This is a genomic window from Lysinibacillus sp. RU7, from assembly GCF_057837305.1.
Genome location: NZ_JBYQFK010000022.1, coordinates 1 through 13,890, shown reverse-complemented (window position 1 = coordinate 13,890; position 13,890 = coordinate 1). Strand labels below are relative to the sequence as shown.

The following is a 13,890-nucleotide window of genomic DNA, read 5'->3' as shown; positions in this document are numbered from 1 at the left end:
ATCTCCCCTTTTACTTTAATTCGACTACGGTTACACCAAAGCCGCCTTCTCCTGCTTCACCATAACGGAATGATTTTACACGTTTATGTGTTTTCAAGAACTGCTGAATCCCTTGACGTAATGCACCAGTTCCTTTCCCGTGAATAATCGATACGCGATGGTAATTTGCTAAAAGTGCATCATCTAAATATTTCTCTGTGCGTAAAAGTGCATCTTCATATCGTTCACCTCGAAGGTCGAGTTCAAGCTTCACATGACTATTGCGATTTTTTACATTCGCTACCGTTCGTGTAACTTGCTCTTTTTCAGGCTTCACATATTGTAAATCGGCCTCATCTAGTTTCATTTTTAAAATACCAATTTGCACAACCCATTCACTACCGCCTGATTTTTCAAGGAGCGTCCCCTTTTGGCCATAGCTTAACACTTTTACTTCGTCGCCCACTTTTAAGCTTTGTGCTCGTTCGCGTTCTGCTGCTACCTTTTTCAATACTTTGTTTTCTTCTTTTGGTGCAGCTTCCTCTAATCTTTTTTTCGCATCAATTAACTCATGCTCTTTGACAATGCGACTTGCATTTTTTTGCATTTCACGCAGCTCGCCAATAATTTTTTCTGCTTCTGCTTTTGCTTCATCCACGATTCGGCGTGCTTTGTCTTTTGCTTTTTTCTCTAGGCTTTCTTTTTTCTCATCATACGTACGTAAGCGTTCCTCTAGTTGCGCCCGAATGCCCTGTGCCTCTTCTAATAAGGCATGCGCCTCATCTGCCTCTCGCTCTGAACGAAGGCGGCTTTCTTCTAAGGAAGCAATCATGGATTCCACTTCATGGCGATCCGTACCGGTAAAGGATTTCGCTTGCGTAATAATGTGCTCATTTAACCCGAGTCGCTTCGAAATTTCAAACGCATTTGAGCGACCTGGTACACCGATTAATAAGCGATATGTCGGACTAAGTGTCTCCACATCAAACTCGACCGATGCGTTGACAACACTTGGACGATTGTAGCCGTACGCTTTTAACTCTGGATAGTGCGTCGTTGCCATTACCCGTGCACCGCGTCCGACCACTTCATCTAAAATGGAAATCGCGAGTGCTGCCCCTTCTTGTGGATCTGTACCCGCGCCAAGCTCGTCAAATAATACAAGTGATTTATCATCAAACTTCGCTAAAATATCCACAATATTCACCATATGAGATGAGAATGTAGATAGCGATTGTTCAATGGACTGTTCGTCTCCAATATCTGCAAAAATTTGTTCAAATACCGCAAGCTCTGAACCATCTAGTGCCGGCACGGGTAAACCAGACTGTGCCATAATCGTACATAAGCCAACTGTTTTTAATGTAACCGTCTTACCGCCTGTATTAGGACCTGTAATAACAATCGCTGTTACATCTCGGCCAAATTCAATTGTATTTGGTACTGCTTCTTCTATTGTTAATAATGGGTGACGTGCACGTACTAAACGCGTATAGCCTTGTTCGTTCATTTTCGGCATTGTACATTTATGTGCTCGACCATACTTCCCTTTCGCTAAAATCACATCAATTTCGCCGAGTAAACCAACTAATACAAATAAATCATGCGCTACTTCCTGCACCTTTACCGAAAGTTCAAGTAAAATACGCTCAATTTCTGCCTGCTCTTTTACTTTTAGACGCTGGACTTCGTTATTTGCTTGTACAACAGCATCTGGTTCAATAAAAAGCGTTTGACCAGAGGAAGATTGGTCATGAACAATCCCACCATAATGACCGCGATATTCTTGTTTTACGGGAATGACGAATCGGTCGTTACGAATCGTAATAATAGCGTCGGACAGCATTTTCGCTGCATTCGAACCGCGAATTAAGCTTTCCAATTTTTGGCGAACTTTTGCTTCTTCCGCACGTAATGATTGACGAATGGAACGTAACGCTGAGCTTGCGGAATCCAAAACTGCGCCATTTTCATCGATGCAATCATTGATTTCATGTTGTAATGCTGTTAACACAGGCATCTGCTCTTTACGTTCTACAAAGTGTGGAATTTGGATTGTATCTTCTGATTCAATGTCTTCAATAAAATTGCGTAAAATGCGACTTGCTCGAATCGTACTCGCAATTTCCATTAATTCCATTGGGCTCAGCATCCCGCCAATTTGTGCACGCTTTGCATGTGGGCGCACATCAAAAATGCCGCCCATTGGTACATCACCTTTCACACGAAGGATGGCTAGCCCCTCGTCCATTTCTTCTAATAAGGCAACAACTGTATTAAAATCCGTTTCAGGTACTAACTCCTCGATTGCACGCTTCCCAATAGAAGACGTACAGAAGCTTGCTACCTGCTGACGTACTTTATCAAACTCTAGTGTTTTCAATGCGCGTTGTGCGATCATGAACAACACCTCCAAAACTCAAATTATTTATGTTTACGGATAAACTCCTCAAATTGATTCATATTCCATGTATTTACGATTAACTCTTTTTTCAACCATGCTTTTTGCGCATATTTAACACCAATATCCATAAAGCGTAATTGATCGATAGCATGCGCATCTGTATTAATGGCAATTGGTACATTTTTCTCCATCGCCATTTGCAAATGCTCTACACATAAATCGAGACGGTACGGATTCGCATTCAACTCTAATATTTTACCATACGCTGCTGCCCACTCAATCAGCTGTGGCACATCTGGCTCGTAACCGCTACGCTGTCCAATAATCCGACCAGTTGGGTGTGCAATCATATGCACATACGGATTTTTCACCGCACTAAATAGACGCTCCATAATTTTCTCTTGCGGTTGCGAGAAATTAGAATGAATCGAGGCAATGACAAAATCCAGTTCACGCATAACTGCATCATCAAAATCTAGAGTTGTATCTGGTAAGATGTCCATTTCTGTCCCACGGTATAAACGGAAATGTGGATGCGCCTCATTAAATGCGAAAATTTCCAACTTTTGTTTCCCTAAACGCTCCGGTGTTAACCCATTTGCTACTTTTAAATATTGCGAATGGTCTGTAATAACACCGTACTGATAACCCCGTGCAATTAATGCTTCCCCCATCTCATTAACAGAATGTGCACCATCTGACCATGTGGTATGCATATGCAAATCACTTATAATATCTCCAAGCTGGACAAGTCCAGCTAATTCCTCTAATCGCTCTAGCTCATTACCGCTTTCACGTACCGTTGGCGGAATAAAAGGCAAATCAAAATGAGCGAAAAAGGCTTCTTCCGTTTCAAATGTTGCCATTGTACCATCCGGTTGTTCCACCCCGTACTCACTAATTTTCTTCCCTTGTGATTTCGCAAGTTGACGCATACGTACATTATGATCTTTTGAGCCTGTGAAATGATGTAGTGCTGTCGCAAATTCATGTAATTTTACTAATCGAAAATCAACACTCACCGGTTCTTCACGGTCTAAGATGAGGGAAACTTTCGTATCACCTGCTGCTACTGTCTCTAGTGTAACAAGACGTGATAAAATAGCTTCTCGCACAACTTCATGTGCTTCCGTTGCTACGATGAAGTCAATATCTTTACTCGTTTCTGCTACACGTCTAAAACTTCCTGCTACTGAAAACTTTTGTACTTCAGGCAGACTTGCAAGTAGCTCATTAATTTCAAATACGACAGGCTCTAATTGCCAAACCGGTAGACGTTCAGCACGCTTACCAAAGTTTTCGAGCTCTTTTAAAATCTTCTCTTCCGTTTTCGCACCAAATCCTGCTAACGCTTTTACTTGACCATTTTCACACGCTACCTTTAACGATTCCGCATCGACAATGCCTAGCTCTTGGTATAATTTCGCTAACTTTTTGCCGCCAAGACCTGGTAATTTCATTAACGGGACTAGTCCTTTCGGAACCGCCTCTTCTAACTCTTCTAACACGCTTGATTTGCCATGTTCAATCAATTCATGAATCACCGCAGCTGTTCCTTTTCCAATACCTTTAATCGTTGTAATATCATCTATTTCACTTAAAGAACGTTCGTCTGCCTCAAGTGCAGCGGCTGCTTTGCGAAATGCTGACACCTTAAATGGATTTTCTCCTTGTAACTCTAAGTATAATGCTATCTTTTCTAATGTACGGATAATGATTTTCTTATTCAATAAAGCCGCCTCCTCTAATCATTATAAAAAATACTTCTCTCAAAAGTGAGAGAAGTATTTTGCTCTTCCATTATTTTGAGTAAATATACCACCAATTTTGGAACAACGCTGAAATAATTGGGGTATGTTCTAATATCAAACCAGTAAAGATGGAGCTATCTAATCGAGCTTGTAATCCCTCAAGCGGTAATAGTGCCAACACATATAATCCGATAAATAGTAAGAAATACAGTTCTATAAAGCCAAGTACGGCACCTAGCAAGAGATTGATGGAACCAAGAACTGGGAGATATTTCAAAAAGTCGAGCATCGACCCGAGTATCTGTAAAATAAGCTTTGTCATAAAGAAAATAATTGCAAATGCAATTACACGATAAAATGTGCGATCCACATCTAGTTGTTCAAGTCCAAGTATGGACGTTGCACTTTCTGCAAACCCTGGGTAAGGAATCCATAATAAAAACTGTTGTGCAAGTGACTTGTAATAAATCAGCGCCACAAAAATAGCGATAATAAATCCAAACATATGAATTGCTTGAACAACGAGCCCACGTCTCCAACCGATGATGACACCGGCTATTAAAATAAGTAGTATTAATAAATCTAGCATTTACTTCAATCCTTTAACTTTTTCAACTGCTCTTCAAGCGATTCTATTTGCTCTTTTAGCTGCAATAATTCATGCACAGTATTGACAGCTGTTAACACAGCCAGCTTTGCATTATCCAACGTTGGGTTATGAACGCTAATTTCACGCATTTTATCATCTACGATTGAAGCAACTAATCGCATATGCCCCGTAGATTCTGTACCAATGATTTTATATGTCTGTCCGTATATATCAACCGAAATTTTATTTTTTTGTTGTTCAGCCAAAAGTGATCCCCCCACCAGCATAAGCAATAACAACCTAGGGTTAACGCCTTTCATAACTTCCCATTAGGCCTCTCGCTCAGCGAGTACAAATTTAACCCCTCTTTATGTATAAAACGATAATACATATCATACCATTTTCACTTTATATCTAGCAACTCTATAGCCGAATAAACCTTATTATAACAACAAATAGCCTTATTTCCTGAAAAATTGAAGTTTCGTATAAAATAAAAATATTATGCATATTCATTATCCATGTTCATTTTAAAAAGTAGCAAATATTAATTTACAATCCTTTATGCTAGCCGCACGTCTCTTTCACTAATCACTAATTATTAAAAGAGACAATCCTTTATACATTCTTAACTGTCTCAGCTTATCGCCTACCTGCATACGAACCTTCACTCCTAAATCTATATTATCCTTTATATTTTAACAGAAGGGCATCGCGAAATTAACATCCTTCCCATGATTAGGTGACAAGCAATGAATTATTATCACCATATGCTTATTCCATTAGACATCTCCCCTGCCCACCTGTACACTTAACAGAAAGTGAACAAAATGAGGGTGACGTAAATGACCAATATTGTATTACAACTTTCTAAAGAAGAGATAAACAAAGTACAAAGCTACTATGCTTCAGATCGTATAGAACGAAATGCACCGGGCGTGGTATTTGCCGCAAAGTTAATAGATACGGCGATTACCGTTTATAAATCTGGCAAAGTTATGTTTCAAGGAGCTGGGGCTCTTCGTGAATCAGCACGTTTCGGCATAGCAGATATAGCGACTGTAAAAAAAGGAAGTGGAGCGAAAGGAGATACACTGCCTGAAAACTTTTCAACCCTTTCGGTCATCGGGTCTGACGAAACAGGAACTGGTGACTATTTTGGACCTGTAACGGTAGCGGCAGTCTATGTGCCAGCTGATCAGATTGCACTCGTTGAAGAGCTCGGTGTGAAGGATTCTAAACAATTAACAGATGATTATATGCGTAAAATCGCACCAAACTTAATGAAAGCCTGTGTTCATAGTATTCTTACACTACGCAATGATAAATATAACGCCATTCAAGCAAAGGGCTACTCACAAGGAAAAATCAAAGCAATGATGCACAATCAAGCATTAAAAAATGTCCTCACTAAAATGACACCAGAAAAACCAGCATACATTCTAATTGACCAATTTGCCGAACGTAATACTTACTATAACTACCTTCAAAATGAAAAAGAATTAGTACGTGAAAATGTACTATTCTCCACAAAAGCTGAAAATCTACATGTAGCGGTTGCAACGGCTTCTATTCTGGCTCGTTATGCCTTTTTAAAAGAGATGGACCGTTTAGCTGAAATGATTGGCTTCCCATTACAAAAAGGAGCAAGTGGCAAAGTAGATGAAATGGCTGCGCGTATTTTAGCAAAGCACGGGGAAGCAACATTAAAATCCATAACAAAATGGCATTTCGCCAATACAGAAAAAGCAAAAACATTACTACGCAAAAAGCACAGAAACTAACCTGTGCTTTTTTATATGTCCTATCCTGAAGAATAATTATACAATTCAAAAAACTGAATTTTATCTAGATCATCCTTTATAATACGAAAGGAAAAATGTTACATACAACGTGGAACATTTATTTATTAATGGAGGCTATTTTTATAAAAGATGAAAAAACTTTTACATTTAGGTTTGCGAAAAAAATTACTGTTTGCGTTTGCTATGATTTTAGTCATCCCAACGCTTATCATCGGATTGCTATCTTACTATAGTGCAAAAACACAAATTGAAACGCAACAAATGGCAAGTGCTAAAGCAAGTATGGAATTATTAAATGCGAATATTTCTTCAACACTTGAGCCAAAACTCAATGATACACAGTATTTTGCACAGTTTTTCAAAAAAACATCGAACGAGGAAGAATTACGAATAAAGCTCGCAGATTATTTAGCAATACACCCCGAAGCACTTATTACTTATGTCGGAACAGCTGACGGTAAAATGATTCGTGAGCCATATTATGAATATACAAGTACATACGATCCACGTAATCGCCCTTGGTATGAGGCCGCTATTGCAAGTAATGGACAGCCCATTATTACCGCTCCTTATATTTCAACAAGTTCAGGTGAATTGGTACTAACTGTTGCCCAACAATTACAAGACGGCTCTGGGGTTTTCGGTATTGACATTAGCATTGAAACATTAAAAACGATTGCGAACCAAGTAAACATTGGTGAGCAAGGCTATGTCACACTATTAGATACACAAAAAAAATACATTGCACACCACGAAATGGACAGTGCAACGGAAGCAACTGAAAGCTATATCGAGAAAATTTATACGAATGCGGACGGGCAACTAGAGGCAACTGAAGGGTTTATTTACTATTTAACGAATGATATAACGGGATGGAAGTTAGTTGGGACAATGTTGCCAGACGAGGTAAGTACCGCCGCTGCCCCTATTTTAAAAATTAATTTTTCGGTTTTAGCGGTTGCCTTTCTAATTGGTGGCATCTTCATTTTATTCATTATTCGCTCGATTACAAGGCCAATATTAGCGTTACGTGATACAGCTGTCACTGTGAGTGAAGGCGATTTAACAAAACATATTGAAGTAAAAACAAATGATGAGATTGGTCAACTTGCAGAGGCATTCAATACAATGAAGCATCGTTTACGTGATGTTTTATACCAAGTAGAGGATAGCACCCATGCTGTACATCAAGCTGCAAACATATTGGATGCAAGTGCTACACAGGTGATTCATGCGACAGAGCAAACTTCCACTGCAATTTCAGAAGTTGCAGCGATTGCTGATGAACAAATGCTACGTAACGAAGAAAACACACAATCATTGACCATCGTTGCTCAAAATGTGATGGGTATTGCGAAAGATACACACGACGTCTCAGCGCTTTCACAGAAGGCCATGACACAAGCGGAAATAGGTAGTACTTCTATTCACGGCGCTGTATCACAAATGGCTCAAATCGAGCACTCTGTGACGGAAACAGACCGTACTATACGTAGCCTCTACGACCGTACGAAGGAAATCAATTCGATTTTGGATGTCATCCAAGAAATTTCCAATCAAACAAACTTACTTGCATTAAATGCCTCTATCGAAGCTGCACGTGCAGGTGAGCATGGAAAAGGCTTTGCTGTTGTCGCAGATGAAGTGCGCAAACTAGCAGAGGATTCAAAAAACTCGACAGAAAAAATTAGTCAGCTCATTCAATCGATTCAAGCAGGAACAGCCAATTCTGTTCAAATGATGCAAGACACATTGAATGATGTGAATCAAGGGATTGTCATATGTAACGAAAGCGCAGAACGCTTTGATCAAATTTTAGTAAGTATGCAGCAAATCGCACCAACGATTACCCAAATGTCCACAACGACGCAAGAAATTGCATCGCGTGTCCAAGAGGTTACGGTATCTGCAGAGCAGTTAACAGAAAAAGCACACATGAATGCACGCTCGACAGAAGAGGTGGCCGCATCATCTGAAGAAATATTGGCTTCGATGGAAGAAATGGCTGCATCAGCTGAATCATTATTAACAACAGCCAACCACCTTCAGCAAACAATGGCTCATTTTAAAATAAAATAAAGCAGTATTACTACTAACTAAATAGACAAAAATGCGGTAAGCAACGAAAATCATTCCATTGCTTACCGCATCTTTTATTTTCTAGCGACGTGCACTTTTAAATTTTTCCCTTTAACTGTTGTATGCTTCATTGCCTCTAATACAAGCGATCCTTTGCCATTTAAAATTTCGACAAAAGTCGATTGATCCAAAATCGTGATAATCCCAATATCTTCTGCACTCATCCCAGGAATTTTTGAAATCGTTCCGACAAAATCGACAGCACGTAGTTTTTTCTTTTTGCCACCGTTAAAGTACAGTTTCATAATTCCTTCGTTCACTAATTCCTTTTTTGCCCGCTTTTTCTTCGGCGTCTGACTCATCTTTCGTTCAAATAACGGCTCCATTTTCACGACTAACTCACCATCTGGTCGTTGCGCTTTTGGTAAATCAAAGCCGACATATTCCTCAATTTGTGCTAAAAATTCATTTTCATATGGTGTGACAAACGTAATCGCCTTCCCTGTCAATCCCGCGCGTCCCGTTCGACCTGCTCGATGCACATAGGCTTCTTTTTCTAAGGGTATATCAAAGTTAATGACATGTGTAATGTGGTCAATATCAATGCCACGTGCCGCTACATCTGTGGCTACAAGGTAACGAAATGCGCCTTCCTTAAAGTCGTTCATTACAAGCAGACGTGTCGATTGATCCATACCCCCGTGCAACTTATCTACACTATAATCTAAATCATATAACTCATCATGTACTTCGTCGACTCGATCCTTTGTACGACAAAAAATGATACAACTATCTGGATTTTCTACAATCGTGACATCTTGTAGTAGCTGCCATTTCTCTTCCTCCGCTACCTCTATAACGCAATGCGCAATCGTCTGCGTCACAATTTCCTTTTGTACCTCAATATCAACAGGTGCAATTAAATGTCTAGCTGCTAACGCTTTAACCGCTTCTGGTAACGTAGCCGAAAACAACATCGTCACACGTTTGGTCGGTAAATGCGCTAAGATGGCCTCTACTTGTTCGATAAAGCCCATATTAAGCATCTCATCCGCTTCATCAATAACGACGTAGCGAATTTTTTCTAACTTGAGCGTTCCTTTTTCAATATGATCTAACACACGGCCCGGTGTCCCGACTGCTACATGTGTTTTTTGTTGCAATTCTGTTTTTTGAAAATGAAACGGTTGCTTGCCATAAAGTGGCACCGCTTTAATACGTTTAAAGCGACCAATGCTTGTGAACTCCTCAGCTACCTGTACTGCAAGCTCGCGTGTCGGTGTTAAGACAAGCGCTTGTGGTTTATTTTCAAGCCACTCGATTTGTTCACAAATCGGAATGGCAAAGGCAGCTGTTTTCCCACTACCTGTTTGTGATTTTACGAGTAAATCAAGGTTCGCCAATGCTACTGGCAATACTTTTTGCTGTACTTCTGTTGGCATTGTGTAATGAAGTTTATCTAGTGCACGCTCAATTGGCTCACTTAAATGAAACTGTTTAAAGTTTTGCATACTGTTCCTCCTACCGCTAGCTAGAACTCATTATACATGAAACATAAGGAGCAAGCGGTTTCATTATGACGTTTTTGTTAAATATTTAAATTCTCAGATTCAACCAAAGATAAACAACATACACATAATGAGTAAATCTAAAAATATATATTACCATTTGAGCAGCCGTTGCTTTCCGCTCCGGCACTCGCTTTCCACGGGCGAGATCAAGCCTCCTCGTCGCTCATCCTTCGGTGCTCCTGTCGCTACGCTTTCGTCGCAAATAAATTTCCTGCGGGGTCTTGATTGTCTCGCTTTTCCCGTAGGAAGCTTTGCTCTGTAGCGAAAGGCGCATGCCGTCAGCTACACTCTCGTGCCTCCGCTACAAGCAACTAGTGTTCAATAAAAATGAGATGCTAAAAACAATAAATATCCTTATTGATTACAGGTGTTAGGCGACGATATGTGCAAATGGAGAGAAAATGATTTCTTTTAAAAAGATAAATGTTTTTCTAGTATATCGAGAAGTATTCACTTTTGCCGTAGCGCGCCATAGCCACAGGAGCCAAGATTTTCTTTGCGACGAAAGCGCAAGCGTCAGGAGCCGGAACAGGAGATCCAAACAGGCCACGCCTGTTTTAGCTCCTGTGTAGGCTGTGGCAAAGCGCGGAGGCTACCATTAACCTTGCATTTAATATCTTTTACTATTTACCTGGTATTTTTAGGGTTTATTTTTGCTTATTACGAGAACATATTTACAAGAAAGGAGGGTTTTATTTTTGGAACAAAAGTTGAAACAAGTAAATAGTATGAAAAACGTGATTCCACACATGTTGCAAATCATTTTAAATATAAGCTTAACGGTGTTAGCGATTATTTTAAGTATTATGCTGATGATGGAGCTTATAGAGTTTTTGCAAATGGTTTTTTCTTCTGATAAACGTGACTATAAATATTTCCTTGCCAACATCCTCGTATTTTTCTTATACTTCGAGTTCATCACAATGATTGTAAAATATTTTAAAGAGGATTATCATTTCCCATTAAGGTATTTCATGTATATCGGCATTACAGCGATGGTTCGACTAATTATCGTTGAGCACGAGCATCCAACTGATACACTCCTGTTCTCGCTCGTTATTTTAGTGTTAATTATCGGTTATTACATTATTAATATCACACCAAGAGAACGACCTGGCGTGCGAAAGACAAAAGATGCATCTTAATAGTAGGGAAACCTCTGTTATCTAGGAAGATTAGAATGAAATTACACCCTTTTAGCATAAGTTGAATATGCTAGATAACGTAAAATAAAAATTAAGGATGTATGTTAAATGAGTAAACATATTGACTTCGTTAATCCTGCAGACCCCAGCACTATCCCTAAATTTGTTGATTCGCTTCCTATTCTTCCAGTAGCAATAGCCAAAGCGCATAAAGATTATCCACGAAAATCTTATTATGAAATGACCATGCTTAAAGCCCGCCATCGATTCCATAAACAATTTCCGTTCTCTACTGTTTGGGGTTATAATGGGCTCGTTCCTGGACCAACTATCGAAGCGAAAAAAGACCAATCTACGTTTGTAAAATATATAAATAAACTACCTACAAAACATTTTTTACCTGTCGATACTACTCTTCATAGCGTATCAGATTCACCGGAAGTGAGATCCGTTGTCCACCTACATGGGGCACATGTTGATTGGGAAAGCGATGGTCACCCTGAAGCGTGGTATACACAAAATTATGAAGTGACCGGACCGAAATTTAACAGAGAAGTTCATGAATATACGAATCACCAACCTGCTACCACTTTATGGTATCACGATCACACAATGGGGATGACTAGACTGAATGTTTATGCAGGTCTCGCTGGCTTTTACCTCCTTCGAGACTCACTTGAGGAAAGATTAAATCTACCAAGCGGCCAATATGAAATTCCGTTAATGATTCAAGATAAATCCTTTAACGAAGATGGCTCCTTATTCTATCCTGATGCGCCGCCATTCCCTGTTACTGTCCACCCTTCTGTTACACCTGGATTTAATGGGAATACAATTATTGTAAATGGAAAAGTATGGCCATATTTGCGCGTCGAGCCTAGAAAATACCGATTCCGCATACTTAATAGCTCTAATGGGAGAGCGTATATTATAAGACTGTCTAATAATCAGCCAATGATTCAAATTGGGACAGATGGTGGTTTTTTAACAGCACCAAACGAAATTATTGCCGCTGAACTACACCCTTCCGAAAGAATTGATATTATTATTGATTTCTCCCATCTTGCCGGAGAACAAATTACACTTATGAACGATGCCCTTAATGCAGATGAACATACTAGTATGATCATGCAATTCCGCGTGGATCTTCCTTTAAGAGGGGAAGATACGAGTGAAGTCCCTGTAAAGTTAGCTGAAGATATGGGCATGCATGAATCTCACGCACATACTGTTAGAAATTTACCTCTCTCCGCTTCAACCGACCAATACGGCAGACCTATGCTAATGTTAAATGAACGAATGTACCACGATCCCGCTACGGAAAAGCCCTCGTTAGATAGTATCGAAATTTGGAACATTATTAATACAACACCATTTCCACATCCAATCCATGTACACTTAGTACAATTTAAAATCCTTGAACGAAGACCTTTTGATGTAGAACTCTACCGAAATGAAGGGAAATTAATGTTTACTGGTGAGCCTGAGGAACCAAGAGACTATGAAAGAGGTTGGAAAGATACAGTCAAAGTCGATGCAGGTACTGTAACAAAAATTATTATGCATTGGAAAGAATATACGGGGAACTATATTTGGCATTGCCATATACTTGAACATGAGGATCACGATATGATGCGGCCGATTCGAGTCATTCCCGACGCCCACCCAGTTCAACCACCACATGTAGATGAGCATGAACAACATTAAAATAGCGCCCTAAATATTCAGAACGCTTAGAGTGTAGACAAAGTCGAACTTTGACTTTGTCTACATTTATTTTTAGGTACAACTTAAAAACAGCAAAATCTGCAGACTGTCTTGAAAACGCTTGGCAACAGTCTGGGCGCTTCGTTTATTTTACAATCGCACTAATCGCTTTAAATGCATCGCCCTTTGCTACGACTTGCATTTCAAATAAAGCCATTTCAACACTCGTAATATTAGCACCAAGCTGCATCATTTTTTGGATACCGACTTCACGATTACCCGCTGTTCGTGATGACACACAATCAGCTAATACTTCCACTTCATAACCATTTGCTAATAAACGAGCAGCCGTTTGATAGACACAAATATGCGTCTCAATTCCCGCTAATAGCACTTTCTTACGCCCCGTTGCTTCAAGCTTTTGTACAAACTCTTCGTTATCATAAGCACTAAATGTTATTTTTTCAATCGGTGTGCCACTCATTTCATTGGCAATTGCTTCTACGGTTGGACCAAGCCCTTTCGGATATTGTTCCAGCCATAAAATTGGCAATTCAAGTACATTAGCGCCTTTTATAACGCGCACAATATTCGCAATAACAGCGTCACTGTCATCTACAATTTGCGCAAGCTTCCCCTGAATATCAATCAGTACAAGTACCGTTTCATCTTTAGTTAACATCCCTACTCCCCCTTTACACGATTACTTTCATTATAATAGGGGCTTATTATATTTCCAATGTTTACTTTACAGAAGTAACAGCTTATTATAGATTTCCAATTGAGTTAATTTCATAATTCTAATCCCTTCGGTATCAAGGGTTTCAATGAAATAAAAATGAGGCACCTCCCCAAATTCG

General features: G+C 39.6%; 10 protein-coding genes. 4 read left to right on the top strand and 6 right to left on the bottom strand.

The window, feature by feature from the left end:
* Positions 1-10: 10 nt before the first annotated feature.
* From AC3II9_RS15440 to zapA, 4 genes are all read right to left on the bottom strand, one after another.
* Complete coding sequence (locus AC3II9_RS15440; RefSeq protein ID WP_489156850.1) at positions 11-2,380, bottom strand: endonuclease MutS2; 2,370 nt, start codon at positions 2,378-2,380, stop codon at positions 11-13.
* Positions 2,381-2,403: 23 nt separating this feature from the next.
* Positions 2,404-4,113 carry a DNA polymerase/3'-5' exonuclease PolX gene (gene polX / locus AC3II9_RS15435; protein WP_489156849.1) on the bottom strand — a complete coding sequence of 570 codons (1,710 nt, stop codon included), beginning with the start codon at positions 4,111-4,113 and terminating at the stop codon, positions 2,404-2,406.
* Positions 4,114-4,183: 70 nt separating this feature from the next.
* Entirely contained in the window at positions 4,184-4,723 is a 540-nt protein-coding gene (locus AC3II9_RS15430) for a CvpA family protein (RefSeq protein ID WP_489156847.1), read from the bottom strand.
* Positions 4,724-4,728: 5 nt separating this feature from the next.
* Positions 4,729-4,989, bottom strand: a complete 261-nt coding sequence (gene zapA / locus AC3II9_RS15425) for a cell division protein ZapA (RefSeq protein ID WP_391368994.1) — start codon at positions 4,987-4,989, stop codon at positions 4,729-4,731.
* A gap of 579 nt (positions 4,990-5,568) precedes the next feature.
* Here zapA and rnhC point away from each other — a divergent pair.
* Together rnhC and AC3II9_RS15415 are read left to right on the top strand one after the other, a co-directional pair.
* Positions 5,569-6,507 carry a ribonuclease HIII gene (gene rnhC, locus AC3II9_RS15420; RefSeq protein ID WP_489156845.1) on the top strand — a complete coding sequence of 313 codons (939 nt, stop codon included), beginning with the start codon at positions 5,569-5,571 and terminating at the stop codon, positions 6,505-6,507.
* A gap of 150 nt (positions 6,508-6,657) precedes the next feature.
* Positions 6,658-8,607 (top strand): methyl-accepting chemotaxis protein, encoded by a 1,950-nt coding sequence (locus tag AC3II9_RS15415; protein WP_489156843.1) that lies wholly within the window; start codon positions 6,658-6,660, stop codon positions 8,605-8,607.
* A gap of 74 nt (positions 8,608-8,681) precedes the next feature.
* Here AC3II9_RS15415 and AC3II9_RS15410 read toward each other — a convergent pair whose 3' ends face one another.
* On the bottom strand, positions 8,682-10,118 hold the full coding sequence (locus AC3II9_RS15410; protein ID WP_489156841.1) for a DEAD/DEAH box helicase: 1,437 nt from the start codon (positions 10,116-10,118) through the stop codon (positions 8,682-8,684).
* 788 nt (positions 10,119-10,906) lie between these two features.
* Between AC3II9_RS15410 and psiE the strand changes: the two genes are divergently transcribed.
* Positions 10,907-11,323, top strand: coding sequence for a phosphate-starvation-inducible protein PsiE (gene psiE, locus AC3II9_RS15405; protein ID WP_489156938.1), 417 nt, complete (start codon positions 10,907-10,909; stop codon positions 11,321-11,323).
* 108 nt (positions 11,324-11,431) lie between these two features.
* On the top strand, positions 11,432-13,030 hold the full coding sequence (locus AC3II9_RS15400; protein ID WP_489156840.1) for a multicopper oxidase family protein: 1,599 nt from the start codon (positions 11,432-11,434) through the stop codon (positions 13,028-13,030).
* A gap of 145 nt (positions 13,031-13,175) precedes the next feature.
* On the opposite strand, the gene AC3II9_RS15395 is transcribed toward AC3II9_RS15400, so the two are convergent.
* A complete protein-coding gene (locus tag AC3II9_RS15395) occupies positions 13,176-13,712 on the bottom strand; it encodes a hydrolase (protein ID WP_489156839.1) in 537 nt (178 codons plus the stop codon).
* Positions 13,713-13,890 lie beyond the last annotated feature (178 nt).

Coding starts and splice junctions, on each gene's coding strand:
- rnhC (WP_489156845.1), top strand. CDS start 5,569: ATGACCAATATTGTATTACAACTTTCTAAAGAAGAGATAAACAAAGTA.
- AC3II9_RS15430 (WP_489156847.1), bottom strand. CDS start 4,723: ATGCTAGATTTATTAATACTACTTATTTTAATAGCCGGTGTCATCATC.
- AC3II9_RS15410 (WP_489156841.1), bottom strand. CDS start 10,118: ATGCAAAACTTTAAACAGTTTCATTTAAGTGAGCCAATTGAGCGTGCA.
- AC3II9_RS15440 (WP_489156850.1), bottom strand. CDS start 2,380: ATGATCGCACAACGCGCATTGAAAACACTAGAGTTTGATAAAGTACGT.
- AC3II9_RS15400 (WP_489156840.1), top strand. CDS start 11,432: ATGAGTAAACATATTGACTTCGTTAATCCTGCAGACCCCAGCACTATC.
- AC3II9_RS15395 (WP_489156839.1), bottom strand. CDS start 13,712: ATGTTAACTAAAGATGAAACGGTACTTGTACTGATTGATATTCAGGGG.
- psiE (WP_489156938.1), top strand. CDS start 10,907: ATGAAAAACGTGATTCCACACATGTTGCAAATCATTTTAAATATAAGC.
- AC3II9_RS15415 (WP_489156843.1), top strand. CDS start 6,658: ATGAAAAAACTTTTACATTTAGGTTTGCGAAAAAAATTACTGTTTGCG.